General features: G+C 53.7%; 25 protein-coding genes. 8 read left to right on the forward strand and 17 right to left on the reverse strand.

Going from position 1 to position 26,263, the window contains the following annotated elements; translation table 11 throughout:
* The first annotated feature begins 121 nt into the window (after positions 1-121).
* Both MMC1_RS12545 and MMC1_RS20245 read left to right on the forward strand, forming a co-directional pair.
* The gene (locus MMC1_RS12545; protein ID WP_041641528.1) at positions 122-1,951 is read left to right on the forward strand and encodes an IS1634 family transposase; all 1,830 of its coding nucleotides are present in this window, start codon (positions 122-124) and stop codon (positions 1,949-1,951) included.
* 189 nt (positions 1,952-2,140) lie between these two features.
* Entirely contained in the window at positions 2,141-5,050 is a 2,910-nt protein-coding gene (locus MMC1_RS20245; RefSeq protein ID WP_011714072.1) for a PAS domain-containing protein, read from the forward strand.
* A 402-nt stretch (positions 5,051-5,452) separates the two neighbouring features.
* On the opposite strand, the gene MMC1_RS12560 is transcribed toward MMC1_RS20245, so the two are convergent.
* From MMC1_RS12560 to rpsF, 9 genes are all read right to left on the reverse strand, one after another.
* Complete coding sequence (locus MMC1_RS12560) at positions 5,453-8,068, reverse strand: bacteriohemerythrin (RefSeq protein WP_011714073.1); 2,616 nt, start codon at positions 8,066-8,068, stop codon at positions 5,453-5,455.
* A 236-nt stretch (positions 8,069-8,304) separates the two neighbouring features.
* On the reverse strand, positions 8,305-9,435 hold the full coding sequence (locus tag MMC1_RS12565) for an HD-GYP domain-containing protein (protein ID WP_011714074.1): 1,131 nt from the start codon (positions 9,433-9,435) through the stop codon (positions 8,305-8,307).
* Between the two features lie 4 nt (positions 9,436-9,439).
* Complete coding sequence (locus MMC1_RS12570) at positions 9,440-12,826, reverse strand: response regulator (RefSeq protein WP_011714075.1); 3,387 nt, start codon at positions 12,824-12,826, stop codon at positions 9,440-9,442.
* Between the two features lie 267 nt (positions 12,827-13,093).
* A complete protein-coding gene (locus MMC1_RS21280) occupies positions 13,094-13,327 on the reverse strand; it encodes an FmdB family zinc ribbon protein (RefSeq protein ID WP_011714076.1) in 234 nt (77 codons plus the stop codon).
* 61 nt (positions 13,328-13,388) lie between these two features.
* Positions 13,389-13,838: a 50S ribosomal protein L9 gene (rplI, locus tag MMC1_RS12580; RefSeq protein WP_011714077.1), complete on the reverse strand. Its 450-nt coding sequence runs from the start codon at positions 13,836-13,838 to the stop codon at positions 13,389-13,391.
* Positions 13,839-13,859: 21 nt separating this feature from the next.
* A complete protein-coding gene (locus MMC1_RS12585; RefSeq protein WP_011714078.1) occupies positions 13,860-14,822 on the reverse strand; it encodes a DUF2232 domain-containing protein in 963 nt (320 codons plus the stop codon).
* A 45-nt stretch (positions 14,823-14,867) separates the two neighbouring features.
* The gene (rpsR, locus tag MMC1_RS12590) at positions 14,868-15,170 is read right to left on the reverse strand and encodes a 30S ribosomal protein S18 (RefSeq protein WP_407081012.1); all 303 of its coding nucleotides are present in this window, start codon (positions 15,168-15,170) and stop codon (positions 14,868-14,870) included.
* Positions 15,163-15,555 carry a primosomal replication protein N gene (gene priB, locus MMC1_RS12595; protein WP_011714080.1) on the reverse strand — a complete coding sequence of 131 codons (393 nt, stop codon included), beginning with the start codon at positions 15,553-15,555 and terminating at the stop codon, positions 15,163-15,165. The genes rpsR and priB overlap by 8 nt, the downstream gene beginning before the upstream one ends.
* Before the next feature lie 5 nt (positions 15,556-15,560).
* Positions 15,561-15,995: a 30S ribosomal protein S6 gene (gene rpsF / locus MMC1_RS12600; protein WP_011714081.1), complete on the reverse strand. Its 435-nt coding sequence runs from the start codon at positions 15,993-15,995 to the stop codon at positions 15,561-15,563.
* Between the two features lie 180 nt (positions 15,996-16,175).
* Between rpsF and pgeF the strand changes: the two genes are divergently transcribed.
* Both pgeF and MMC1_RS20250 read left to right on the forward strand, forming a co-directional pair.
* Positions 16,176-16,952 (forward strand): peptidoglycan editing factor PgeF, encoded by a 777-nt coding sequence (pgeF, locus tag MMC1_RS12605; RefSeq protein ID WP_041642673.1) that lies wholly within the window; start codon positions 16,176-16,178, stop codon positions 16,950-16,952.
* A complete protein-coding gene (locus MMC1_RS20250) occupies positions 16,913-18,286 on the forward strand; it encodes a transglycosylase SLT domain-containing protein (RefSeq protein ID WP_227665222.1) in 1,374 nt (457 codons plus the stop codon). Before pgeF ends, MMC1_RS20250 begins: the two co-directional genes overlap by 40 nt.
* 68 nt (positions 18,287-18,354) lie before the next feature.
* Here the strand turns inward: MMC1_RS20250 and MMC1_RS21940 are convergent, their stop codons facing one another.
* On the reverse strand, positions 18,355-18,531 hold the full coding sequence (locus MMC1_RS21940) for a hypothetical protein (RefSeq protein WP_160162711.1): 177 nt from the start codon (positions 18,529-18,531) through the stop codon (positions 18,355-18,357).
* On the reverse strand, positions 18,528-18,785 hold the full coding sequence (locus MMC1_RS21945; protein ID WP_041641225.1) for a CDGSH iron-sulfur domain-containing protein: 258 nt from the start codon (positions 18,783-18,785) through the stop codon (positions 18,528-18,530). The genes MMC1_RS21940 and MMC1_RS21945 overlap by 4 nt, the downstream gene beginning before the upstream one ends.
* Between MMC1_RS21945 and MMC1_RS20255 the strand changes: the two genes are divergently transcribed.
* Positions 18,780-19,442 carry an NUDIX hydrolase gene (locus tag MMC1_RS20255; protein WP_049757683.1) on the forward strand — a complete coding sequence of 221 codons (663 nt, stop codon included), beginning with the start codon at positions 18,780-18,782 and terminating at the stop codon, positions 19,440-19,442. The genes MMC1_RS21945 and MMC1_RS20255 overlap by 6 nt on opposite strands.
* A complete protein-coding gene (locus tag MMC1_RS12625) occupies positions 19,406-19,702 on the forward strand; it encodes a DUF6111 family protein (protein ID WP_041641226.1) in 297 nt (98 codons plus the stop codon). Before MMC1_RS20255 ends, MMC1_RS12625 begins: the two co-directional genes overlap by 37 nt.
* Here the strand turns inward: MMC1_RS12625 and MMC1_RS12630 are convergent.
* The 5 genes from MMC1_RS12630 to MMC1_RS12650 form a co-directional block, all read right to left on the reverse strand.
* On the reverse strand, positions 19,695-20,105 hold the full coding sequence (locus tag MMC1_RS12630) for a hypothetical protein (protein WP_011714085.1): 411 nt from the start codon (positions 20,103-20,105) through the stop codon (positions 19,695-19,697). The two genes, MMC1_RS12625 and MMC1_RS12630, sit on opposite strands and share 8 nt — an antisense overlap.
* Positions 20,106-20,112: 7 nt before the next feature.
* Positions 20,113-20,886, reverse strand: a complete 774-nt coding sequence (xth, locus tag MMC1_RS12635; protein WP_011714086.1) for an exodeoxyribonuclease III — start codon at positions 20,884-20,886, stop codon at positions 20,113-20,115.
* 75 nt (positions 20,887-20,961) lie between these two features.
* Entirely contained in the window at positions 20,962-22,863 is a 1,902-nt protein-coding gene (locus tag MMC1_RS12640) for an HD domain-containing protein (protein WP_011714087.1), read from the reverse strand.
* 36 nt (positions 22,864-22,899) lie between these two features.
* On the reverse strand, positions 22,900-23,193 hold the full coding sequence (locus tag MMC1_RS21690; protein WP_143711425.1) for a hypothetical protein: 294 nt from the start codon (positions 23,191-23,193) through the stop codon (positions 22,900-22,902).
* 113 nt (positions 23,194-23,306) lie between these two features.
* Complete coding sequence (locus MMC1_RS12650) at positions 23,307-23,531, reverse strand: hypothetical protein (protein WP_011714089.1); 225 nt, start codon at positions 23,529-23,531, stop codon at positions 23,307-23,309.
* 360 nt (positions 23,532-23,891) lie between these two features.
* On the opposite strand from MMC1_RS12650, the gene MMC1_RS12655 reads away from it, so the two are divergent.
* The gene (locus MMC1_RS12655; RefSeq protein WP_011714090.1) at positions 23,892-24,401 is read left to right on the forward strand and encodes a ribbon-helix-helix domain-containing protein; all 510 of its coding nucleotides are present in this window, start codon (positions 23,892-23,894) and stop codon (positions 24,399-24,401) included.
* A 590-nt stretch (positions 24,402-24,991) separates the two neighbouring features.
* A complete protein-coding gene (locus tag MMC1_RS12660; RefSeq protein ID WP_011714091.1) occupies positions 24,992-25,393 on the forward strand; it encodes an ankyrin repeat domain-containing protein in 402 nt (133 codons plus the stop codon).
* Between the two features lie 188 nt (positions 25,394-25,581).
* Here the strand turns inward: MMC1_RS12660 and MMC1_RS12665 are convergent, their stop codons facing one another.
* Positions 25,582-26,259, reverse strand: coding sequence for a retropepsin-like aspartic protease family protein (locus MMC1_RS12665; protein WP_011714092.1), 678 nt, complete (start codon positions 26,257-26,259; stop codon positions 25,582-25,584).
* Positions 26,260-26,263: the final 4 nt, after the last annotated feature.

The following is a 26,263-nucleotide window of genomic DNA, read 5'->3' on the forward strand; positions in this document are numbered from 1 at the left end:
GCCTGTTGATGTATTTTAACATATTGATTTATATGTACTCACAAATTCAAACATGTTTTGTAGTGCCATAATAAATTATTATGTCTTGCGCCACCATGGTGCTTTTGGTATCATTCCGAGTATGTATATACGACGCACACAAACCCGCAATACAGCCACAGGCGAATCTTACTACACGCATCGCCTGGTTCAATCCCTTCGTGTCGGCACGAAGGTCAGGCAGGTGACACTCTTGAATCTTGGCCGTCATTTCGCCATAGGCCAGAATCACTGGCCCACCTTGTGTTCACGTATCGATCAACTGCTAAGCCCTCAGAAGACACTGATTTCTCTTGATTGTCCTTCGCAAGTGGAGCGGGAGGCCCAGCGTATTGTCGCGCAATTGTTGACCCGTCAGCCGGAAGCAATCCCGTCTGCCAAGGAGACGGAAACCGGCCTTTCCCCAGAGGATGTGCAAACAGTATTGGTGGACTCTCTTGAAATGAGCCGCCCCCGGAGTGTGGGGGTGGAGCAGGTGGGACTATGGGCCATGGGTAAGGCAGGGTTTACAGAACTGTTGGCCGATGTCGGACTAACCGGCCCTCAGCGAGCCGCAGCCATCGGCGCCATTATTGGACGCATGGCCGCACCTGGTTCCGAACGGGCGCTGCATAGATGGCTCAGCGCCCAAAGCGGCCTAGGGGAGTTGCTTGATGTGGACTTCGAGACCATGAGCCTGATGCAATTTTACCGAGTTTCAGACCTATTGATCAGAAACCGCGAGGCTATCGAAAACAGATTGTTTTCCAAGATTAACGATCTATTCAACCTGCCGGGCACCGTCACCTTATACGATTTGACCAATACCTATTTTGAGGGAGAGGCAGAAGGAAACAGCAAAGCTCAGCGGGGGCGCTCAAAGGAGAAGCGTTGCGACTCTCCCCTGTTGACCTTGGGTCTGGTACTCGACGGTAGCGGGTTTGTGCGCCGTTCGCAGATTTTCCCCGGCAATGTCTCCGAAGGGAGCACCCTGGAAGGGATGCTCAAAGGCTTGAATGCTCCCAATGGTACCTTGGTGGTTATGGATCGGGGGGTAGCCACTGAGGCCAATCTTGTCTGGTTACGCGACAAAGGCTATCGTTATCTGGTGGTCAGCCGAGAACGCGAGCGGCAATTCGATTTCAACGGTGCTGCATGTATCGAAACGGCCGCAAAGGAACAGATCCACATCCAAAAAGTTCTCAGCGACGATGGCCAGGAGGTGAGGCTTTACTGTCATTCCCAACGCCGTGCGGAAAAGGAAAAGGGGATCTCCCGGCGTTTTGCCGAGCGCTTTGAAGCCGGTCTGACTAAGCTCTCCGAGGGGCTTTCCAAGCCCCGCACCACAAAGAATATCGATAAACTTTGGGAGCGCATTGGACGGCTGAAAGAAAAAAATCGTGGTATAGGCCAGCACTACCACATCGAAATCATCCCGGACGACAGTGGTTTGCAGGCCCAAGCCATCCATTGGAAACAAAAACCGCTCGATGGCACCTCGCTGACCCACCCTGGGGTCTACTGCCTGCGTAGCAACGAGACCGGCTGGGATGAGGAGCGCTTATGGCGCACCTACATCACCCTCACGGATCTGGAATCGGTGTTTCGCTCTCTCAAATCGGAATTGGGCTTGCGTCCACTCTTCCATCGGAAAGAGGAACGCAGCGATGGTCATCTGTTTATCACCGTGCTGACCTACCAGATCGTACAGATAATACGTCAACAATTGGCGGAAAAAGGTATCCACGGTCGCTGGAGCACGCTGCGAGACATCCTCTCCAGCCAGTGCCGGATTACCGCTTCATTTCGACGACCCGATGGACATTCCTTGCAGGTGCGCAAAGCCACCAGACCTGAGCCTGAACAACAGAAAATCTTCCAGGCGCTTGGAATCCATGCAAACCCAGGCGGGGTGAAAAAGATGGTCGTCTGAGCACATTTTCCAAAGAATGCACAGTTTGTAGTGCCACTCGAAAAAAATACACATCGTAAGATTCTGTATTTTAAGATCTTCTACAATAGCCTGTTAAACATGGGCTAAGCCCTGGTTTAGCTTTCACCCACAATGGTCGGGGGAAATGAAAGTCATCGCACCTTAACTTGATCAATGGGATAGCTCTGCATGAGTGTGCATTCACACGATGATGTCGGCCATTTTGACCGTAAGCTCGCCGTAAGCTTTGGTGCTGTGGTGCTGCTGGTCATGCTGACGGTAAGCGCTGTCTCGTGGTATGCCTTTGATGCCATTATGAAAGATCAAGAGGCGCGTTTAGCCCGCATTATCGGCAGCGTGGTGGGTGAGGCCGTGGGCAGGGTCAGCTTTTCGGGCAAGCACCACACACGCCTTTTGGTTAAAGATCTTATTGCCAAAAACCCCCAGTTTAGCCATATCGGTGTGATCAATTTAGAGGACCAAATCATCGCCCACAGCAACGACCAACTCAATGATCGCCCCATGCTCTGGCCACAGGGCATGAGTCTGCAAAAAGCGCTCACCGAACCCAACCAAGTCTACCATTTTTCCCTATTTGGACGACCTACCGTAAGAGAGCTCTTTTTACCCTACCACAGCGGTTTTAATAACCGCTTGGCGGGTATTATCCATATTGGTATCCGTCAAGATGCCACCACACGCGCCCTTAAAAGCGGTTTTCTAAGCCTGCTCTCGATGATTGCACTGCTCACCATGGGTGCCATGATTTTGGTCCACCGCCTGAGCAAACGCTACAGCCGACCGGTTAAACGGCTGGCCAATCAAATGGCCGCATTATTGGAACATGCGCCCATGTTGATTGCCATTCAAAAAGGGCAACAACAACCCCATGTAACCAGCCGTCTGTGGCATCAATTTTACCGGACGCATCCTCTGCCTGACCAACCTCCACTCCACCCCTTATTACCCACCAAGCAAGAGGATCTTACAAAAATAAACAGTTCCGCTCAGGAGTTAAACGTCACCTTGGATGGGCATGAATACCACTTTTTGTTCACCCGCTTTATACTGAGCGAAGAGCTGCAAGAGCATGCACAGCCGCAGATCTGTACCATTGCCCTCGATATTAGTGACCATAAGCTGGTAGAACGGCAACTGAGCGAAAGCGAAAACCGTTTTCACTCTTTGGTCAGCAATCTGCCTGGTGCCGTCTATCGCTGCAACCTAGATAGTGCTTGGAGCATGCTCTTTATCAGCGATGGCATTGAGCGTATTAGCGGCTACCCGAAAGAGTCCTTTATCCACAACTTGGAGCGCTCTTTTGCCAGCATTATCCACAAAGACGACCTCATTATGGTCGAGCAAAAGGTGTTTGAAGGGGTCAACCTTAACCGCAGCTATCACATGGAGTATCGTATTATCCACCAAGATGGCGCTACCCGCTGGGTCTATGAAGAGGGACGCGCCCATTTTGGAAAGCATGGTCAAGCACTTTGGCTGGATGGGGTTATTTTTGACATAACCGACCGTAAGCAGATGGAGCATACCCTGCACCAAAACCGTACGCGCCTACAAGCTGCGGTTGTAGCCAGTCGGGCAGGCACCTTTTATTACACCATTGAAAACGACCAAAACAGTTGGGATGCCCGCATGCTAGAGATCTATGGGCTTGAGGCTTCTCAATTTGATAATAACTATGCCGCCTGGGTACGCTGCATCCACCCAGAGGATCAACACAGCACAGAGCAGGCTTTCTTCCGTGCCTTAAGCGCTTCTTACCACACCCAAACCTATGACATTGAACACCGCATCGTGCGACCCGATGGATCGATCCACCATCTGCGCACCCAGGCTTGGATCCAGCGAGACAGCCAGGGAAAAGCTGAACAGGTAAGTGGTCTGGTCTTTGATATTACCGAACAAAAAGAGGTTGAAACCACCCTGCGCTTGGCCCGCGAACAGGCCGAATCGGCCAACCGTGCCAAAAGCGATTTTCTAGCCGCCATGAGTCATGAAATCCGCACCCCCATGAATGCCGTCATCGGCATGGGTGAAGTTTTGTTAGAGACCAAATTGGATCAAGAGCAGCGCCACTATATCGAAACGTTGCAGCATGCTGGCGAAGCGTTGTTAGACCTGATTAACGCCATCCTCGACCTTTCGAAGATCGAATCTGGGCGTATGGAGTTGGTCGAACAAGATTTTGATCTGCACAAGATGGTTGTCGAAACCTGTCAACTTTTCCAGGTTCAATGCCGCAAACAGGGCATTGAACTCAATTTAAACTGGGAGGAGAGCAATCCTACCTATATTCATGGCGATCAAGCCCGCATTCGGCAAATATTGTTTAACTTAATTGGCAATGCGGTCAAGTTCACCGATGAAGGCTCGGTCACGGTAGAGATCCGCTCCATTGAACAAGAAAAAACTTTACTCTTTAAAATTACCGATAGCGGCATTGGCATTCCCGCAGATAAGCAAGAGACCATTTTTCAAAAGTTTTCGCAGGCTGACTCCAGCCTTTCCCGGCGCCATGGCGGATCGGGGCTAGGGCTAACCATCTGTCGGCACTTAGTGGAGCATATGAAGGGTCGCATCTGGGTTGACAGCGAAGAGGGCCAAGGCAGTTGTTTCTCCTTTACCCTACCCTGCCGCCCAACGGCCCCCAAGGCCGAAATAATTTCCAACCCCCATGATGCGCAGCAAAAACAATCAAAAAAAGCACGGATTTTGTTGGTTGAGGACTCTAAGGACAATCAAATTTTAATCCGCACCTACCTCAAGCGCGAACCCCACAGCTTGGTGGTCGCCTGGGATGGCGAAGAGGCCTTAACCCGCTTTAATGAAGATGGCCCTTTTGATTTGATTTTCATGGACATGCAGATGCCTATTATGGATGGTTATGCCGCCACCGCCCATATCCGCGCCTTGGAACAAGCGCGCCACCTTACGGCAACCCCGATTGTCGCCTTAACGGCCCACGCCCTACAGGGCGATGAGCAGCGCAGCTTACAGGCTGGTTGCAACGCCCACTTAACCAAGCCCATCCGCAAGGCCCACCTGTTGGCAGCCATCCGCGACCATGCCAACCCATCATGAGTCACTCCAGAACCCCGCTCCAATCCAGTCATGGTTGGGTCAATGATGCGGGGAAGGAATGTGGCGCGTTTGCGACTAAACCGCACTTATGCTAAAGCACACGCAGCGCCCCTACGGCTTTCAGAGCATCGACCACGGGAGGTTTTTGGTTGAAATCCGAAAGGGGGGAGGCTTGCTGTGCAGCGCCGCCTTAGCCCGCCCGGCATCGAGTTGCTGCCATGCATGCCAAGTAGCAGAGCCTCGGTCCATGCAACAAGAGGCTCTAGTCACAACGAGGAGCAGAGCTTTCAGCGGCAAAAAAGGACAAGAGAAGTTGAAACGTCGCTTAATAGCCTTCACCGAGGCGTCTCGGCGGTTTTTCACCCATCCAGACCAAACGAAGCGAGCAAATAAGATGAAGCCTTAAAAAATACAGCGGTCGTTCAGGTGCATGGCATAACGGCGATCTTCATTTAGAATGTGTTGGATTAACCAATCACTGAAAAAGCCCTCGAAATCTAAGCCCAAATAGTCGTCCTTTTCCTCTACCATATTTTGGAACTCTACCACTTGAGAAACCAACTTAACATGCAGGTGATGATGGTGCTCAAGATCTGCATATCCATAAGCTTCCATCATTTTCTCTTCAGCCTGAAAATGATATTCCGTGTACGCGATCAAAGCGTCCATGCTTTTCATCAACGACTCTTTACCTATATTCGAACCAATAATCTCAATAATACTGTTGGCAATCTCGACCAATTTTTTATGGTGGGTATCCATTTCATGCACACCGATGGCAAAGGCATCCCGCCAGACAAACACTTGCTCATTTTCGCTACCATGGATAATCGCCTGCGCACGACGTAGGTACGATTCATAGAGTTTCCAGCGCACAATCGGAATGGCCTGCAACAGCTCCCCAGGGATCTGTAACACATCGGTGGGTTCCAGCACCTCCAACCGGAACAAACAGGGCAGACCAAAGACCGCCCCCTCCTCCCCAAAAAAGTCCCGGGCACCCAACACATCCAGCTCTTCACCACCGACCATACGCCGCACCTCGCCCGCCAAAATCATATTCAGGTAGGTCAGATCCCGGCAAAGAATCGGCTCACCGGGCATGTAGCGGCGGCTGGTAATGCCCTCTAACATTCTGTTCAAAACCGGGTACGAAAGCCCCTCACCGAAAAGTCGAGAAGATTGCAAAAAGGCGCGAATTTCCAAATTACTCTGAAGTTTTTCCAACAAACCATGACGGCGGATAATCTCCAAAAACAGAAAGACCGGAATTCTAAGGGTCCAAACAAAGTTTACCGCACGATAGCTGGCTTCTGAAGGGCACCGGTTAAGCACCGCTAACTCCCCAACAAAGGAGCCTGCATCCATATACCCATGTACCTCATGCAAGGTACTGATACGCTCCACCGTGCCGTGCAGCACCAACAGGATATAGTTGGCCGGCTGCCCCTCTTTGAGCATAATATTACCGGGATTAAACTCCACCAAATCCCCGTTGAGCAGCGCTTGGTGATCCTCGCCAGGAATCTCTGGAAAATAGGCCTCTAAGAACTGCAAGGCCGACTCGCGAGTGCGGTTGTTTTTGCTGTGAATCAAGACATCCACCACCCCATAGGGGGCGCTGGAACCGATCTCTTTTTGCGCCGTATTGAGCTCCAATGCGGTATGCGAGAGTAAAATTTTGTCGGAAAGATCGTCGCGAAAATCCTCTGCGTTGCCATGAATCATTCCCCCGCCGATATCCAGCTTTTTCAGATCAACCGGGGCTAAATAGTTCACCTTAACCTTATTAAACAGTGCCTCAGAAAGACCCGGCTTACTGGTATCCTCTTCGATCATGCCGTGTAGCACTTTTAAAGAGACAATATCCGCATAGTGGGCATACACCTTGTAACCCTCATGCCATAAAGCGCGGAATTGAAAAATGGTGGTCTCCAGCGGGTGGGGTGAAAAGATGGGTTTGACCTCCAGACCCTGCAAATTATTCCAACAGCCCTGTTGCAGATCATGGATCTCAAAAAAATCGGTAAAGCGTTCATGCTCCATAGAGAGCAGCGCACCCAATTTGCGCTGTACCGTAGCCCGCACGGCGGGAGTAGCAAAATATTTAAGCCGCCGCCCTGCCCGCATCAGGGTGGTAATACCACAAAAATGATCATCATGCGCATGGGTATGGAAAATGCCCTCGATCTCATCCACCACCACCCCCAGGGCAGAGAGATTGCTGTAGAGATTTGGCCCGGCATCAATCAGATAGAGACGACCTTGAAACATCAAAATACTAGACATGCTGGGACGATTAACATCCCAACCATCCCCTTCACCGCTGTGTAAGACCGCAAAATATTCCCGCTTAAACCGCAGATAACCCAAGGGATAAGGGGTCTCGTAACGGTTGCCAATCTCTAAATTAAGATCCACATCCACCGTTTCATCTTGATAACTAAAACGGTAATTGTTCGTCGCCAACCGCTCAATAAACAAGCCATTGCGGATTTCAACCTTACCCTCCCCAACCACCAATCCTTCTAGCAATTGGTTTGAAGGCGCAATACGGCCAAAGGCAAAACGCAATTTTAGGCGCATCATCCACTGGGCATCGTCATAGCTGACCCCCGCTTGCATCAACTCTTCGTCAGAAACCAATCCGTAGTTCCCGCGAAAGATATATTGCATCTGGGCGCTAACCTGCTCCGAACGTCCAATTAACAGCGGCTTCTGCCCGCTGTTGTTGGGGTGGTTGGGTAGAATCATGCCCTGCTTGTAGAGCATTTGCAGCACCGGAAATTCGCCCAGATTGCTCAACTCGCCGTTTTGTAACATCACATCGGAGAGCAAAATGGCATTAGGGCCTGTCTCACAGGGCACACCACCCTTTTCCCGCTGCTGGATCAGCCCCCTCTTCATCAAATGCTTCACACTATCCGCCGGACAGCCACACAAAATACGCAGATCCGCATCTGGCGCTTCGACCCAAAAAATTCCACGGGCGACCGATACTTTTTGCAGCTTATCCATTGGGACTTCCTTTATTCGATTAACAGCCCTACATGCATCTTGCACCACACACCATGAGCCAATGCCACAAAGAATAGCGAACTCTTTTATTAAGGCAAAAGCTTGCCCCCATCAAACCACGCACCACCCCCCGGCACGGTTCCCCATCTCGACACCCACGCGCATTGCAACAGGCGACATAAGAGCTTTTATAGTTTAACAAATTGATGCCGCGACAACCACAGATAAACCCGCGGTTATGTCGATGTCGGCTCCCTACCTAGGCAGAGCGTCTGGCGCTCCTCGTCAAAATCGGCCAGGGTCAAAGCAATATCCAAAAAAGCGGCCTCCAACGCCACAAAGGCATCCACCACCACCGGGTCAAATTGGCTACCCCTGCCTTGCAAAATAAGCCGCACTGCCTCCTGATGGGCCATCGGGGCCTTATAGACACGCTTGCTAATCAGGGCATCATAGACATCGGCGACGGCCATCATTCGCCCAGTCAGCGGAATATCCGTGCCCGCCAGACCATCCGGATATCCCTGCCCATTCCACCACTCATGATGCGACCGCGAGATCTCCGCACCTAACCATAGCAGAGGGTTCTCCTCATAATGGTTCTGCCCACTGCGCAGTGAGTGCCACCCATACATGCAGTGTAGACGCATTTGAGCAAACTCTGCTTCGCTAAGAGAGGCCGATTTTAACAAAACCTCATCAGAAATACCCACTTTACCCACATCATGCAGCGGCGACGCCCTGGCGATTAAATCGGGGGTGTAGGCCCCAAATTGAAAACGGTACTCCCGGTGCTCCCACAAATGCTTGGCTAACAGCTCCATATAGCGCTGCGTCCGACGAATATGCCCGCCTGTCTCAGGGTCACGGGTCTCGGCCAGGGTCGCCAGACTCTCAATACTGCGCTGCTGGGTATCCATCAATTGACGGGTCCGCTCGGTTACCAGCGCATCCAACATATCCCGATGCCGTTTCAACTCCACTTGATTGCGTACCCGCACACTTACCAGCGGGGGAGAAAAGGGTTTAATAATATAATCAACCGCACCCAGATTAAGCCCCCGAAACTGATCCTCTTCCCCATCCATGGCGGTAATAAAGATAACCGGAATATCCCGTGTCTCCACCCAATCTTTAAGCTGGCGACACACCGTGTAACCATCCATACCCGGCATCATCACATCCAACAAAATCACATCGGGCCGGGGTTGGGTTTTGGCCAGCTCCAAAGCACGCACACCATCTCTGGCGACCGTAATGGCAAATTCGCTGGAGAGTGACTCCATCAAAATTTGTAAATTTTCCTTCACATCATCAACCAGCAACACCCGCGCTTTTGCGCCCAATGGATTTCCCCCCATAACCATACCCTCACCCCTTTTGCAACATTGCCTGAAGCGCCATTAACGCGGCTTTTGCCTCTGGCACATCAAACCCTTCTGCGTGATTAAGCGCCTCGCGTAACAGAGCTTCCGGCTCGCCAGAGGGCATACGATTAAGCACCTCCCGCAGTTGACGTAACCCCTCGGCCAGATCTTGGTCCAAATGGATCATGATCTCTGCCACCTGCGTTTTCAATGCCGCCTTATCCATATCCAGTGCAGTCGCATCGCGCCTTGGGGGCTCTGGGGGGGGTGTATCCAGATTCTCTTTTAACCAGTTAACCACCACCATCACCGCTTGTTGCAACGGCGCCAAACATGCCTCCATATTGGCTTCACCCTGCTTGAGCCCTTGTTCCAAACGCCCTGCAAGGGTGGCCACCTTCTCCATGCGCAGTTGGCTCGCCAGCCCGCGCAGACCATGCGCTTGGTTAATGGCCAAATGGTGCGACTGCGGGTCCGCCAGCCACCCCTCCAACAGCCTCATTTGCTCAGGCCACTGATCACATACCCCATGCAATAGCTTATTTAGCAACAAGGTATTGCGGTTTAACCCAAGCCAAGCCTGCTCCAAATCCACCCCTGGGGGAGCCCCACTGGGCAGTTCTGGCGCTGGCGCCACTGAGCGCACCACCCGTGTCGTCACATCACCAAGATGCCGCTTTATTGTGGCATAGAACAGCTCAGGAACCAGGGGTTTAGCAATATGATCCACCATACCCAGCGCCATACAGCGCTCTCGATCTCCGCTCAACGCATTGGCCGTTAACGCAATAATCGGGGGGGGCTGATCAAGTCCCAATCCCAAAATTTGCTTGGTCGCCTCACGGCCATCCATCACAGGCATCTGCAAATCCATCAACACCAAATCATAGGAGCGCTTTTGCACCGCCTCCACGGCTCGCAGTCCATTGCTGACACAGCTTAACGTGACCCCAGACGGGGATAACATTTCCTGCACCACCTCCACATTAAGGTCATTATCCTCCGCCAATAAGATGTGCTTACCCTGCAAATTGGGCACCTCAATGCGAAAATTTTTCTGCTCAGATCGCGACTCAAGCAGCGGCCCTGTGCCATGCCGCTTACGTTGCAGTTGCAAAATAACCTCTAATAACATGGAGGGGTTAACGGGCTTCATTAAAAAACCGTCGAGTTTAGCCTCCCGCGCCTTCTGCATGACCTCTTCACGACCATGGGCGGTAACCATAATTATGGTTGGCATCTCTACCTTGGCAAATTTCTGGTAAATGCGCTGCGCGGTCTCTATGCCATTAAGCCCAGGCATCTGCCAATCCATGAGAATAAAATCAAACGGACCCTCCAACTGGGCCAGCAGCAGCAACGCCTCTTCACCCGATGAAGCCACCTGCACCTGACAACCAAACCCTTGCAGGATATCGTGCAAAATATGTTGCGAAAGCACATTGTCGTCCACCACCAACACCTGCAAACCGGAGGGCAACTGTAGACGCGATAGCAGCGATGTCGGTTGTGTAACGCCCAGATCCAACGTAAAGCTGAAACAACTACCCTGACCTGGGGTACTCTCCACCTTCAACACACCCCCCATCAACTGCACCAACCTATGACTGATTGCCAAACCAAGGCCGGTTCCGCCATATCGTCGGGTTGTACTGCTATCGGCTTGTTTAAAAGATTGAAAAATATTAGACATCTGCTCATTTGTTAAACCGATACCGGTATCTTTCACCGAAAAGCGCACCTTAACTTGCCGCTCAGCGCTCTGAATGACCTCAATGCGCACCACCACCTCACCCTGCTCGGTGAACTTAAGCGCATTGCCAACCAGATTGATCAATACCTGACCCAACCGTAAGGGGTCTCCCACCAAGATTTCCGGCAAATTGGCATCGCGATGAAACAGTAACTCGATCTTTTTTTCATCCGCACGTATGGACATAAGATCGGCCAGCGAGGCGAGCACCTCATCCATCTTTAAGCTGGTTTTCTCGATCTCCAGACTACCAGCCTCAATTTTGGAAAAATCTAGGATATCGTTTAAAATGCGTAACAGCGCGCTACCTGCTGCGTAAACCTTTTCCAAAAAGTGTCGCTGCCGTTCGTTGAGGTCTGTCTGTAGGCAAAGATGGGTCATGCCTAAAATGGCGTTCATCGGCGTGCGAATTTCATGGCTCATATTGGCCAAAAACTCACCTTTTGCTTGGCTGGCCTGTTCAGCGGCATCCCTTGCATCACGCAGTGCCTTGGCCGCCGCCTGCTCGGCTCGAATATCGGTTAATATGGCGTAAATACCCATAATCTGCCCCTCCTCGTCACGATGCGTATTGCCATGCATCTGCACAGGAATGGGTGGGGCATCGAGACAACAGAGTGACAAGGCACAGCGCACAGGTTGTCCCTCTAACAGCTGCTGCAAAGCCAACTGCAAAGGCTGATGATCCTGCACACTTAAGAGCTTTTGAAAGGGTTCACCCTGCACCTGACTGGGCGACAGCGCAACCCAAGAGAGCAATGCCGGATTCGCCTCCAGAATCCTACCCTGTAGATCCATCATCACAAAACCCTGACTCATGTTTTGCAAAATGGAGTTCATCCAACGTCGGCTGTGGGCGATACGGCGACTGGCTAACGCGCTGCCCAAGGCAATTAACAACAAGGTAAGGGTGGCAACGGCCACCGATATGGCCAAGGGCAAGGGGCTGTTATAAACGGCCACCCCCGTCTCACCCTGCGGGATAAAGTAGGCGGCCTCCATCGCGGTATAGTGCATACCACTAATCGAGCCCCCCATGATAACGCCACCGATCAAGGATGAGAGATGACCCGGACCCAGCGCCGTGCGATACTGCAAAAACGATTTTACCGACAAAGCCACCACCGCCAACAAGATGGCCACCACCACCGAGAGCATAAAAAGCCAGGGGTCGTAGCGTAAAATGGCATCCATCTGTAAAGCGGCCATACCGGTATAGTGCAGGGTGCCAATACCAGCCCCCATGACCACCCCACGGCTAACAAGGAGAGGCCAAGAGAGAGTCGCCCGCCCCAACACCCCAAGCGCCAACCAAGCGGCCCCAAAACCCGGTAATATTGAGATAAAAGTAATCCATAAATCGTATGCAACACCGCACTCCAAGCGAAAAGCCAGCATGCCGACAAAATGCATGGCCCATATGCCCATCCCCAAAGCCAGCGCACCACCTGCTCGCCACGCCAATAAAACCTTGGCATTTTCGCTATCACGCAACCGACTGGAGAGTTGAAAAGCGGTGTAGGCCGCAAACACCGCGATTAAGACCGACAGCGTCACCAACAGCGGATCATAGATACCCTCGTAAACGGCCACCCCTCGCTGCGCGGGGCTCATAAAAAAATGAGCGTAAAAATCCATTAAAGACTCCCCAACCCTTTAATAAAACGCCCACCTAGGGCCGGCAATGAGGATTGACATCATTACCTAACTTCAGTTTTTCACAAATGCCTAACAGAAACCAATCGCTTTTTCTGCATGACGCCCCCCGATGAACCAAAAGAACAGGCTCACCCCCGCCCTGCTTTACCCAAAACATAATAAAAAAACCTTTATTGATAAATATTTACAAAAAAAACGCACGCCATAAGGCGTGCGTTTTTTTTCCTACTTGGGTCCGAGCTTTTCTTACCCGATGGGGCAACCACCCCCCATACCACAGGCACCACCGGCACATGGTGATGGTGCTGGAGCGCTATCCTGACCCAGTTTTGTCGAACCGACAATACCGCCGGTCGAGAGTATCTTGCGTACCTGACTGGCTGCACACTTGGGGCAGCTTAGTTCTGGTGTCTCAGACATTCTATGCTGAACCTCAAAGGTGTGGCTACAGCTGTCGCATTTATAGTCATAAAGCGGCATATTGAATCTCCATACGCTGGGAGCCAAGCCCTATTTTATACACACATCGGCCTAAGCCTGATTACTTGACGGCACGCTCAACCTGGATGCTAATAACACGCACCACATCGGGGTGTAAACGTACACGCACCTGATGCTCACCCAGGGTACGGATAGGGGTCAGCACGTCGATGATGTTACGGGGAATGTTAAGCCCCAAATCTTTGTAGAATACCGCAATGTCAGCACTGGTCACAGAACCAAACAGCTTGTCCATGGCACCGGCGGGGCGTTTCATAACCACCGATACTTCGTCTACCTTAGCGGCCAACGTTTCGGCATCCGCAAGGATCTCAGCTTGGCGTGCTTCATAGTCGGCACGTTGCGCTTCAAAAACCGATTTATTCTCACTCGTAGCAGGCAGAGCCTTACCTTGGGGGATGAGAAAATTACGACCATAACCGGAACGCACCTTGACCACTTCGCCGAGGTTGCCGATCTTACCAATCTTTTCCAGAAGGATTACTTCCATCCTTACCTCCCGAAAGGGTTTTCACCCTTCCCTATTTTGCGACTCCACCATCTTTTGGCGAAAATCAAACCATGTATCGAACAGGCCCATAAGGACCAGCATGAGCATAAACTGTTGTAACCAAAAGAGCAGTACCATCGCCCAAAAGAGCAGACGAATGGCTCTCTTTATCCGCTTAAACCGAAACCAACTGTCCAGCACCGCCCAACCCTGAAATAGGTAGGGTATCAGGCTGAAAATCAGTAGGTTGACGGCGACCTGCTGCAAGCTACCCGTGCCAACATAGCTAAAGGTGACCAACAGCAGCACCACCCAGACCCAAAACTGCGGCAGACGTAGCGCCCGCAGAGCCTCTTCTCCTTCGCCATGCCACGCCCCTTGGGCGCTGAGCATCACACGACTAAGGTGCAGATTGAGTGTCTGGATCAAAAACCAAGCCAATACCACCAGCGCCGCAAACAGATAACGCATGGTGTGTACAATCTGCTCCACCGCGTTAACAAAAGCAGCCTGCTGCTCTGGGCTTAGGGCTGACGCTGTTTGCTGTTTGGTAACCTCGGTCACCATGGCGTTTTTTTGCAAATCCAGATAGTGGTTCAACACCGAGTCGGGATCTGCGGTAGGCCCATTTAAAGTAATGAGCACCACCGCCACACTACCGAGTAAAAAGCCGTAGCCCATGGCTTGCTGAAGGCCAAGCCCCCGCTCCCGCACCCACCTGACAACCAGCCAGGGAAGCAACAGGTAGGGACCTAACCCCAAAAACAGCACCAGCGGCTCACGACCTTCCAACAGCAGCGCAAACACCGGTACGGTCAAAGCGAGCAACGCAGCCCGGCTACCGTTGCGAAACCCTGTCATATAAATGGGCAGGGAGACCAACATCAACGCCAGCGGGGCAAGCTGGGCGCCATGGATAACCACCACGGCCATCAAGGCAGCGAGAAGACCCGACACCGCCGGGTGGTAGAGGATGCGCTCCATGGTCTATTCCAGTTCTCCAACACCCTTACAGGTGTTTCACCATCCTCATTTTACAATGAAGGGCAGCAGTGCAATGTTACGTGCACGCTTGATGGCGACAGAGAGCTTACGCTGATGAGGGGCACATACGCCGGTGATACGGCTGGGTACCATTTTGCCCCGCTCAGTGATATAGCGGCTCAACATTTTTGGATCTTTATAGTCGATTTTCAGACCCTTATCTGCACAGAAAGGGCATACTTTGCGACGGCGAAAAAAGGGACGACGGGCACTGGCCAAGGGGCGCGCAGGACCACCGCGACCACCACGTCCTTCACCGGACTGCTCTTGTTTCATATCTTCACTCATGATCTTCATCCATCTCATGGCCGCCGGACCTACATCCGGCGGTGGCTGGTTCCATCTTAACCTGTCGGGCGACCAACTCTAGGCGGCCCCAACGGATCTGATCGTTTCTTTGATGACGCTTTCGGTTTAATTTTCCCCGAACGCGCACCCGCTCACCCTGTTGTACCCCTTGCCATTGATCGGCCAGCGCACCCAACACCACCACGTGCATCTGCACGGTGGTTTCTGTTAGGGGTGGTAGATCCTCAACCTGCGAGCGATGTTCCAACACCCAGGTTAAGACCGCTGTACCTGCTGGGGTGTAGCGCAGCTCTGGTGTTTCAACCACAACCCCACTTAACACCACCTCATTCAACGCTTCGGCATCGGCAACAGGCCGAGACATGGTGATTAGATGCCCGCCTCAACGGTATCGTCATCATCGCCAAGGTCGTCGTCATCGGCCATACCGAAGGTGGTAAGCTCATCGGCGGCGTCTTCGGCTTTACCCTCTTCACCCTTTTCTTCACAGGGGGCTAAAGGAGAGGCTTTATCGCTGACGTCTTCGATGCGCACATGCTGGAACTTGAGCACGTCTTCATCAATGCCCAATTTAGCTTCCAGATCATGCACCATGGAGCCTTCGCCTTCCAGGATATGGAAGACATAAAAACCCTTGACGTTTTTCTTAACCAAATAGGCCAACTGACGACGGCCCCACAGTTCGGTACGTACCACCTTACCGCCTGTCGCTGCAACGTTGTCGGAAAACCGTTTATTGACCAGTTCCACTTGTTCGGTGGTCAGGTCAGCCCTGAGGATGTAGATACTCTCATAGAATGCCACTTAGGCACCTCCTTCCGGATGACGAAGCCAACTCATTGCCTCGATGATAGCCCCGTTAACCCTTCTGTCGCGGGGGTAAGCCGACGACAAAACCGTTAAAAAGGAGCAAGGAAGCTTTGAACAGAAAAAACGGGCATGATAATAAAGAGGGGGGACCAACGCAACCAAAAAGTGATGAACATGTTTCTAAACGATTTACCTTTTCCAGCTATTCCTTCAATTTCCACCTTTTGCAGCAGCCGCCAAGGTGGCATAAGCCGTGGTAATTACGCAGATCTCAATCTTGGGGATCATGTCGGTGATGATCCCAATGCGGTCATGGAGAATCGTCAACGTCTACAGCAGCAACTGCACCGACCCCAACTCAACACCGTTTATCTGCAACAGGTACACGGTACCACCGCCACCCTCATTACCGATGCCCCACCCAAGTTTCCCCCACAAGCCGATGCGGTCGTCACCCAGCAAGCCGATCTGCTGTTGGCGATCATGACCGCCGACTGCCTGCCTGTTCTGTTTGCCCACCCCCAAAGCGGCGTTATTGCCGCCGCCCACGCTGGCTGGCGCGGTGCCCGTGATGGGATTTTAGAGAACACCCTCGCTGGCATGCAGCGCCTGGGGGCCGTCCCTCAGGAAACCATCGCCATGCTGGGCCCCTGCATTCGCCAACCCCATTATGAGGTAGATGGCGCATTTTATGCACAGTTCATGACGGATGACGGCGATAACACCGTCTTTTTTCAACCCTCGCCCCACCATACCGAGCGCTGGATGTTTGACCTGCCGGGCTATGCCAAATGGCGTCTGCTGCGGGCTGGTGTGGCTTTGCCCAACGTTTACGACTGCGAACGATGCACTTATCAGGAAGAGACCTTACTGTTCAGCCATCGCCGGGCAACCCACCGCGGCCATATTCCGTGTGGTCGTCAAATAAGTGGCATTTACCGGCGATCCTGAGCCTATTGTTGGCACTCTGCTGCGCCCTACCGACCCAGGCCGCCGAGCAGCCACCCATGCCCAGTGTGGCATCCGCAAAAGCGCCCGATCTCTACGCCCTAACCGAAAAAGTGGCCGATGAGTTGGGCTTGGACCGTCAGCTTCTCAAAGCACTGGTCATGACCGAATCGGCTTATGATCCCAACACGGTTTCCAAAACCGGTGCCGTTGGGCTTATGCAACTGATGCCCCTCACGGCCAAAGATATGGGGGTTACAGATTCGTTTGATCCTGAACAAAATCTGCGCGGCGGGGCCACCTATCTAAAAATGTTAATCAACCGCTTTGACAGCTTGGTGCTGGCCCTGGCCGCCTATAATGCCGGTCCGGGTAATGTGGAGCGGTATGGCACCATTCCACCCTTTGCGCAGACCCGTCGCTATGTACAAAAGGTTTTGACCCACTACGGAAAATTCCGCAAAAACGAACTGGAACTGGCCCGCAAAAATGGTAACCAAGCCCTCGGCAGCTGGGATTTGGCCTTGGCGGATCTGGCCGTACTCTCCCGCGAGATTGAGCGCATGGACAAGCTAAGCCGTGCGCAAGCCAAGACCGCCCATACCCAAACCGCTCCATCCACCGATTGGCAGCGTCCCATCGCCAACCCCGAACCCCCCAGCTATCCAGCAGCCTCCCAGCCGTTGGCCTTGGCGGATGGGTTGGTCACCTTTCAAAAGATGGACGGTCCTGGGCAGCGCCACATTAAAATAGACCTGCACCCTACACCCAACGAGGATCGTGAGGATAGCCGGGCTGAACAGATTGCTCAGGCTCGGGCACGCATCGAAGCGCGCCGTGCTCAGGCCGAAACAGCCCGTCAAGAGGCACTCTTAAAACGCAAACAGCAGATCGAAGCGCTGGAGGCCCGCCGAGCCCAGACCGAAGCCCTCCGCCAAGCCAACCGTGAGCGGGCCAAACGGCTGGCGATGGAAGCCAAAAAAAGAGCCCTTGAAGCGGCCCAGCAACAGCTCGCCCGGGCCGACGATGAACCAGCCCGTGATGGCATTAAACTCTCTGCGCCTGCGGTTCGCCACGCCACCCCTTTAACCCTCGGCACCACCGACAGCGGAGAACAAACCCTGCGCAGCTACCGCAAACCGGATGGCACCTTGGTCTTTACCACCCAGCCCCCCACGGCTGAAGAGCAGCAACAGAGCCGTGCCCAGCCGGTCAAACAACCCTCTGTCAAACCCGCGCCCACCAATGGACGCACTTTGGAGGAGTACAGCCGGCGGCAGCGCAACCCCAGCATGCCCAGTAAGCGGGATGGTATTCGTATTCGCGGGGCCAGCTAAGGGATGCCTACTGTAACGGATCAACCCGGTTTTCGGCACCCATGCGCCCGGACCAGAGCAACCATACCTTACAGGCTAGGTCTAAAGCTGGGCAGCTCGCTAGACAGGCACCCCAACAAGCGGCTATGCGCCATCATCAACGCGCCTAGAGAAAAGCGCAGATCGGTGTCACAGAACCGCTGAGAGGGTAACTCCGCCGCCACACCCGCCTTACGGGGGTTAACCGGCCAGCCGTGGGGACTCATCCCCCATGCCGCTTGAGCCGAGCCCGCTCCGCCTGACTATAACCATGGGCCCCGTCACAGACGGGAAAGGTCTCTGTGCGGCCACACTGGCAGATGGGCACATTACGCGCCTTTTCCACCGTAAACAGTTGTGCCTTGCGACAAACAGGTCCTTGCTGTCGATCACACAAAGGGTGCTCCAAGCTGTCGCCACAGTGGCAAATTCGATACTCGCCCGGCTCCAGCCGGACCACGATAGGATGCATGTCGTGCATGATACCACTCCCGATCACTCTGCTACCCTTCGTGCAGGTACAATGCCCCTGCCCGACAGGCTTTCCAGCCGCGACATTGCGACGGCTCTGCAACAAAACCACCCCCCCATGGATTGGTCATGGGAAGATCCCCAACGCACCACCGCCGCCGTGCTGGTTACCCTCACCCGCCACCAAGGGGCTTGGTCCACCCTGCTCATTCAACGCCCCAACACTCTAACCCACCACCCCGGCCAGATTGGTCTGCCCGGCGGTAAAAAGGAGCCCGCTGACAGCACCCCACTGGCAACTGCCCTGCGGGAGTGCCACGAAGAGTTGGGTTTATCTGCCGATATCCTACACCCCTTGGGCGCCATGCAGCCCTATGACACCCGCACCAGCGGTTTTCGGGTCATACCGCTGTTTGCCCGGCTACAACAACCCTTTACCCTAAACCCCTGTGCCCGCGAGGTGGACGAGGTGCTAACCGTGCCGCTCAGACCACTCTGGCTCCAGCAGCAGCAAGGGCTACCAACCCATTTCCAAGGAGGGTACCATTACCTGTGGCAAGGGCGTATAATATGGGGAGTAACCGCGGTGATTCTGTACCGTTTTCTTGAACGCCTACAGGAGCAAACTTCATGCGCATCCTCCTCATCCTGCTTGGCGCAGTCCTGATTTTAACCCTCTTTGGTGCCGCGATTAAGGCCATCTGGAGAGCGCGTTATCCCAGCGACGCCATCGAAGGTGAAGTTGTCGATAAAAGCCCGCAAAACTTCACCTATAGCCCCCTAGCCCAGCGGACCTTGGGCCTTATCCTGGTATTGTTGTTGGTGGGCGTAGTGGGGCATCTGCTGGAGACCCGCCAAGGTCCCGCCGAACACTATAGCCCCGCCCACTTGGAAAATGGCAAACTCATACCCGGCACCCTTAAGTAGCGGCATCTGGTGGGGGCAAAGGGTCTTGGCACATCTGTTTTGCCTGCCAGTTTTGGTAATAATTGTCAAATAGACGCTCCATCTTAACGATGATCTCGGCGTCATCCCCCCCCATCATGCGTTCCATAACCAGTTGTGCCGAGGCATCCAGCAAGCTCATATCCGCCTCGATCATTGGGTAGTTACGCTTGAGCCGTTTGAGTGCCTTAACCACACTCTCCCCCGGTGGAGCGGGCAGATTAAGGGGTTCGGTGATAGGCGCAACAGGGGCAACCTCGGGCTGTTGCTGGCTGAGCAAAAAGCGGGCAAAGCTCTCCACACTGCGGCGCTCTGGCTCGCCCAACTTGGCCCACACTTCCAACAACGTCTTCGCGTCCTTATGTCGGTTATGGTTGATCAGCATCCTGGCCTCACAGCAGATAGGTAGCAATAACAGGCGCATGGTCCGAGGGACGTTCCCAGCCACGGGGCTCACGATCAATGTGGCAATGGGTGAGCTTGGCCGTCAACGCCGGGCTGCTCAGCAGGTGGTCAATACGCACCCCCATATTGCGCTGAAAAGAGCCCAGCCGATAGTCCCACCAGCTAAAATAGCCACCCTCCGGCTGTAGATGGCGAAAGGCATCGGTCAAACCCAACCCGCATAGTGCCTGATAGGCAGACCGTTCAGGGGGAGAGACCAAAATTTTACCTGCCCAAAACGACACATCGTGAACATCCCGGTCGTCTGGGGCAATATTATAATCCCCCAACACCACCAATTGGGGATAGCTCGCCAGCTGCGCCTGCACAAACGACTGGAGCTTAGCCAGCCAATCCAGCTTATAGTGGTACTTGTCGCTGCCAACTTCTGAGCCATTAGGCACGTAACAGTTAACCACCCGCACGCCATTGACGGTGACGGCCATCAACCGTTTTTGCGCGGGATCAACACCCGGCAAATCCAGCACCACATCACGCTCTTCTAAGGGAAAACGACTCAGCACCGCCACACCATTATAGGTTTTTTGGCCATTGGCGAGCAGGTGCCAGCCCAGCGACTTAAACCGTTCAGCGGGAAATTTTTCGCTGACCATTTTAAGCTCTTGCAGGCAGAGCAGATCACAGGGATCCTCGGCCAGCCATTGGGCCACGTGCTCCTGACGCACATTCATGGAGTTTACGTTCCAGGTGGCAATACGCATGATCAATCTTTAATCCATGGAAAGAGCACAAAAGCGCGGTGGAAAGTTAAAGGCAACGGGTGTCGATCCCCACTATTAATTATTGCGGCTGGACCAACTGTACTCTTGCAGAGAAACCACCCCAGCCAGCCCCCGCAGCTGGGTTAGCACCACACCCAAGGGGTTAATATGCTCGTGACCAAACTGTAGCATGACCAACAGGCGTGTGGGGGAACGGGGCTTAATCTCGGTATGATGAATGCGCACCCCACTGACCTCAAGCAGGCGGTAGATCTCTGCTAATACCCCACCACTGCGCTCCACCACCAATATAATATTGATGTTGGCTTGGTTGCAGGCATCGGCCAAGTTCCATCGGCCCCGTTCCCAATGCACCTCATCATTGCCCTCATGTACCTTCGTGCACTGGCTGGTATGCACAATCCAGCGGCCATCCGCCGCACTGCGCCCCACAACAGTATCACCCGGCACCGGGCAGCAGCAGTTGGACCACGCAATATCGCTGCTGGCAAGGGCGGTCAAAACAAACAGCCCCGGTTGGGGATGCTGTACCCCATGCACCCCACCCTCATGATTTTTTAGGGCCTGTTTGATCACTGTCTTGGCCCGTGCTGTCTTAACCACATTAAGCCAACCACGTAGGGGACAGCTGCTTTTGGCGGTAATCACATTGATCACATCGCCATCTTTAAACGGGTAATCGGGGGCCCGCTTAACCCCATTGACATAGGCCCCCGCACACCGATTACCAATCTCCGTGTGCACAGCATAGGCAAAATCAATGACCACCGAACCGGCAGGAAAGGTATAGCGCTCGCCCTTGGGGCTATAGGCATCCAACAGGTCGGGCAGCACATGGGCATGTACCTCAGACATACGCAAATCGCTGTCCCCCAGGGTGCTCAGCAAGCGCATGTAGCGCCCGGTGTAGGGGGATGAGCCCTCGCCCCATGTGGCTAAAATGCCGTAGCGATTACTCTCATCTTTACCGCTCTCTACAATGAGTACATTGACCGGCACCCCCCCCCACAAAATACGGGTGGTAAGGGCTTGATAGCCGTTGATACGTGGGGCGTTCATATAGTCGCGAATGTGCCGAGGCAAGGGCTCAAAATGGTCATGCACCCGCCCCAACACCTGCCAAGCATCGGAACCCTTGGCCACAAACAGTTTAAGCCGATAGACCGGCCAACCCACCCGGTTTAAACGGCCCGTGCCGGGCTTTTCTGCCAATAAAAAGTAGTCGGCCACTTTACGGGGTTCCAAGATCACATCGCGAATCAATCCATCCTCGTTGATGCGCGCGACCTCCTTGACCATATGATCCATGCTCTCGCCGCACTGGTTTTGCAACGTACGCAGGTTTTTGCGGGCACGCTCATACTGCACCGGCATCAGGTGCGGCAGCAGACGGTCAATCAGGGCATCCGCCATGACAATCATGCCCAGACGACGGGCAATACCCACATAGATCAAACCCAAACTGGCTTTAACCTTGGCCTTTTCAGGTCCATGCACTTCCAGGGTTTCGGCGTTATGCAATACGTCAAAACTTTTGATCACCAGCACCCGCAAATCCCGCGAGGCTGCCAGCAAAATACGCCGATAGGTGGCGGGCATATCCCCGCCGCCGGTCTGTAAGTTACGGATTTTAGAGAGTGCTTCAACAATGCTAAAGACCTCGGGATCCAATGCCCGGATCGCTTGGTCAGCCTGTTTTTCTGGGGGGGCATCTTCGATGGAGTCGTGCAGCAGTGCCGCACAGATACCAGCTGCATCCACCAGCCCCCAGCTAAAACAGTGGGTGGCCACTTGGATACAGTGGAGCACATAGCGCGAGCCGTCCAACTTGCGGAACTGGCCTTCGTGAAAATAGATCGCCAAATCCGCAGCGCGCTGCACACGCTCGGCTGCCTCTTCCCCCAACCGCTCACGGCACTGGAAGACGAGGTCTTCGATAAGACGTGCTACCTCCAAGGGTGGCTCCTTTTTGCATGGTGTGTCACGGGGCCGCTATTTTTTAAACAGCGCATCGGCCGCTTTGAGGGCATCCTCACGGGGAGCATGGCCCATTGAGGCATGCTTGCTGCCACGTGCTTTGAAGAAGTCGCAAAAATTAGACTTCTCCTTATCCACAACCCTTTCAGCTTGGGGCTCATGACAGTCATTATAGGCCCCGGGGGCGTAAAAATGACAGGCCATGCAGCAGCGCAAATCACGACCGCATCCGTCACAGTAGGCGCCGCGCACAAAAGCGCCCGAATCAAGGGGTTGTGCGCAGGACCAACATGCATAGGGCTTTGTCATGGCAAATTCCCGGCAAAAACAAAAAAGGGTTGCATACAAGGTCTAACATAGATTGTTAGACCCTGCCATATGCAACCGATCTTTTCGCCAAAGTTTACCAATTTATGCCCGATTTAACAGGCGGCGCGGTGCCCCGCACCCACGAGAAAATCGTGGACTCGGCCCAAAATAGAGTCCAGTTCATTGGCCTCGGCTTCACTCAGGGCGGGAATATCATCCAAACGCTCAACCTTGGCCAGTTCACGATCAGACAGGGCGGCCAGCGCCTTTTTATAGTCTTGCTCGGTGCAATCAAGCTGCTCAAGACGGGCCAGCGATTGGTTTAACATGCTTTTCATGGAAAGTGTCCTCCACACATGGGAAAAAACGAAAAGATCTCCTCACACCCATTCGCTTTCACAAACCATGCCACATAAACTACCGACTAATATTCATTAACTTAACCCTAGCTCTCTCCCCACATATGCAGCCATTGCCTACCTATAACAACCTCCAACCTGACCTTTTTTGCCGCCCTACCCCCCATGGATCATGCCTGCAAAGTTGGCCAAAACGGCAATTTTTGCACACAAAACCGTGAAGAGCAGCAAAGGAGTATGCTTATATGGAGCGGTTAGGTCCATGAAAGCGTTGAGAACCAGCCCCCTTTGTCCAACACGCTGCACCGTTCCAACCGTAGCAGGGAAGTGGAAAGCACCATGAACAAAAAAAAAGAGGCTAAAAAAAAGGGGGACACCCCGCCCATCCATGGCATTGCGCTGGATAAAGAGAGCGCCCAACGCCTCACCCGACTGGGTGAATCCACCGGCCTAAGTGCGGCGGATGTCATTGCTCAAGCCTTGAAATTCTGGGAAGACAAGGGGCTTACTCAGCCCACCACAACCCCGCGCCCCACCACCGAACTGCCCCAGTTGGAACGCCTGCTCAAACAGGAGCATGCTCATCTGCTGGCCCAGTTGGACAAACGGCTGCAACAGTTCGCCCAACACCCCACCCCTGACGAAGAGGAAGCCCGCCGCGTCATGCCCGAACCAACCCGCAAACAGTTGGTGCAAGAGGCGCTAAAACTGCGGGATGAAGGGCTCTCCTGGGGGCGTATTGCCGACCTTTTTAACCGCCGTGGCCAAGCCACCCTAAGCGGCATTGGCAAGTGGCACGGACAGACCTTGGGACACTGGATTCGCCGGGAAACAGGCGAGGAACCATAATTGCCCTAAGAGAGTCCCTGTTGCCCCACGTGACCGCAAACGGGCACGTTGGCTGCACACCAAACCTTTAGCCTATAAGGGCTCTCATCCGCTCAAAAGGCTTTAGGCGCTCAACCGTGCAACGGCTTTTTTTGGCGAGCCCTCCTCATGGCCTCCCCCAACCCATGGACACGCCCCCTTGCTGGGGCGTTGGATTTTCTGACACCCAAGCCCCGTCAAACCGCCAGGGTTTCGACATTCCACCCCAAACACCCCATCACCAACTCAGCGCATATACAATGTATTCATAGATTTAAATCTGTTTGGCACGGATATCGCTTGCTTTACCAACCAAGGGCAGCAACGCCCTGGACCTAAGCAAAGGTCTTGGCCAACAGAGGGCTCTGATGTGCGTCACACATCCCAAAGAGCCCCAATATTTGGCACCCCGGCAGCGGGCCACACGCCCCTTGCCATACGTGCACGGATGCACGACCCAATACTTTGGGAGCCGTGATGGATCTGGAGATCCCTTTTGACGAGCCACACTGGAGCACACCACGGACGGTGATCTCCAGTGGCTCGACGAAAATAGACGAAAAGGTGGCAACATGAAACAGCAATGGAACGACTTCGCCCCTATCCATAATGCCGCAGGACAAGGGGATTTGGTGATTCTCAATCAACTGCTGGACCATCATGAATATATGGTGGATCTACGGGATAATGAGGGCTGGACAGCCCTGCACCTCGCCGCTGCATCGGGCAATTTGGAGAGCGTCACCGCCCTGTTGCAGCATGGTGCCGATGTCAACGCACGCAACTATGACGGTATTACGCCACTGCTGGCTGCCGCTTATGAGGGCCACTCGCACATTGTCGCGCACCTCATCCAGCATCGCGCCGATCCCAATGCCACCGACTATAATGATCTCTCCCCGCTGGTGGCCGCCTATGGTATGGGCCATCAACAGGTGGTGGAGCTGCTTATTCGCCAAGCGGCCCAAAGCTAAGCAAGAGGCTCTGCCCATCCCCGTAAAGTTATGGATGCCCCAGCCAAGCACTTAACGACTGGCGGTGGCATCCATAACCCCCAAATCCCACTTTCCCCCATTTATGCCGCAAGGCAACGCCCGGTGAGCGTTCGCCCCTCCTAAATGACGACCCTAAGCGGCAGGCATGCTACCGCCGCCCTGTTTGTCTACCAATAGAGGGTCATAACCCCGGCATCCACCCGGTAGCTTTTTAATCGTTTAAAAAAGCTCATACCCAGCAGCGAGTTATCCATTGCGGTTTGGTTGACCACCGCAGGTACGCGCTGGAGATGCAGATCCCCCAATTGAACATCCTGTAAGATCACCGGAGCATTAAAAACTTGACCATTGGCGGTCTGAAAGGGCTGGGTAAAGCGTAACTTTCGCCGATCCAGGCCAAGCCGGGAGAGCACCTGCGGAGCCAAAACGATGGCCGACGCCCCGGTATCCACCAAAAAGGGGATCGGTTCACCATTAATCGTTAACATGACCCGAAAGTGGCCCCCCTGCGAAGCAACAATCTGCACCTGTCCTGCGCTCTGTTGGGCCACCGCCCGCCCCGGCATGAGGGTCGCCAAAAAACGCGCTTTTACCCCACCCAGCTCATGCCGATAGCCATACATAAGCACCAGCAGACAAACCACGCCCAGCCAACCTGCCACCTGCCGCAGCAGCACCCCCATACGGCCCTGGCGCTGCACCAGCCAACTTGCCACCATGGCCGAGATCAGCAGCAGATAGCCCAACTGACTTAATGCAGCGTCGCCCCCCGGCAGCCAATCCCCCACCACCAGCCAGCGCAGCAGCAGCACCCCGGCTACCAGCAGGAGAAGATAACCCAACATGGCG

This window comes from Magnetococcus marinus MC-1, assembly GCF_000014865.1.
GTDB lineage: Bacteria > Pseudomonadota > Magnetococcia > Magnetococcales > Magnetococcaceae > Magnetococcus > Magnetococcus marinus.

Excerpts from the sequence above, each read along its gene's own strand:
- MMC1_RS12545 (WP_041641528.1), top strand. The coding sequence starts at position 122 with ATGTATATACGACGCACACAAACCCGCAATACAGCCACAGGCGAATCT.
- MMC1_RS20245 (WP_011714072.1), top strand. The coding sequence starts at position 2,141 with ATGAGTGTGCATTCACACGATGATGTCGGCCATTTTGACCGTAAGCTC.
- MMC1_RS12560 (WP_011714073.1), bottom strand. The coding sequence starts at position 8,068 with ATGGATAAGCTGCAAAAAGTATCGGTCGCCCGTGGAATTTTTTGGGTC.
- MMC1_RS12565 (WP_011714074.1), bottom strand. The coding sequence starts at position 9,435 with ATGGTTATGGGGGGAAATCCATTGGGCGCAAAAGCGCGGGTGTTGCTG.
- MMC1_RS12570 (WP_011714075.1), bottom strand. The coding sequence starts at position 12,826 with ATGGATTTTTACGCTCATTTTTTTATGAGCCCCGCGCAGCGAGGGGTG.
- MMC1_RS21280 (WP_011714076.1), bottom strand. The coding sequence starts at position 13,327 with ATGCCGCTTTATGACTATAAATGCGACAGCTGTAGCCACACCTTTGAG.
- rplI (WP_011714077.1), bottom strand. The coding sequence starts at position 13,838 with ATGGAAGTAATCCTTCTGGAAAAGATTGGTAAGATCGGCAACCTCGGC.
- MMC1_RS12585 (WP_011714078.1), bottom strand. The coding sequence starts at position 14,822 with ATGGAGCGCATCCTCTACCACCCGGCGGTGTCGGGTCTTCTCGCTGCC.
- rpsR (WP_407081012.1), bottom strand. The coding sequence starts at position 15,170 with ATGAGTGAAGATATGAAACAAGAGCAGTCCGGTGAAGGACGTGGTGGT.
- priB (WP_011714080.1), bottom strand. The coding sequence starts at position 15,555 with ATGTCTCGGCCTGTTGCCGATGCCGAAGCGTTGAATGAGGTGGTGTTA.
- pgeF (WP_041642673.1), top strand. The coding sequence starts at position 16,176 with ATGTTTCTAAACGATTTACCTTTTCCAGCTATTCCTTCAATTTCCACC.
- MMC1_RS21940 (WP_160162711.1), bottom strand. The coding sequence starts at position 18,531 with ATGAGTCCCCACGGCTGGCCGGTTAACCCCCGTAAGGCGGGTGTGGCG.
- MMC1_RS21945 (WP_041641225.1), bottom strand. The coding sequence starts at position 18,785 with ATGCACGACATGCATCCTATCGTGGTCCGGCTGGAGCCGGGCGAGTAT.
- MMC1_RS12625 (WP_041641226.1), top strand. The coding sequence starts at position 19,406 with ATGCGCATCCTCCTCATCCTGCTTGGCGCAGTCCTGATTTTAACCCTC.
- MMC1_RS12630 (WP_011714085.1), bottom strand. The coding sequence starts at position 20,105 with ATGCTGATCAACCATAACCGACATAAGGACGCGAAGACGTTGTTGGAA.
- xth (WP_011714086.1), bottom strand. The coding sequence starts at position 20,886 with ATGCGTATTGCCACCTGGAACGTAAACTCCATGAATGTGCGTCAGGAG.
- MMC1_RS21690 (WP_143711425.1), bottom strand. The coding sequence starts at position 23,193 with ATGACAAAGCCCTATGCATGTTGGTCCTGCGCACAACCCCTTGATTCG.
- MMC1_RS12650 (WP_011714089.1), bottom strand. The coding sequence starts at position 23,531 with ATGAAAAGCATGTTAAACCAATCGCTGGCCCGTCTTGAGCAGCTTGAT.
- MMC1_RS12655 (WP_011714090.1), top strand. The coding sequence starts at position 23,892 with ATGAACAAAAAAAAAGAGGCTAAAAAAAAGGGGGACACCCCGCCCATC.
- MMC1_RS12660 (WP_011714091.1), top strand. The coding sequence starts at position 24,992 with ATGAAACAGCAATGGAACGACTTCGCCCCTATCCATAATGCCGCAGGA.
- MMC1_RS12665 (WP_011714092.1), bottom strand. The coding sequence starts at position 26,259 with ATGTTGGGTTATCTTCTCCTGCTGGTAGCCGGGGTGCTGCTGCTGCGC.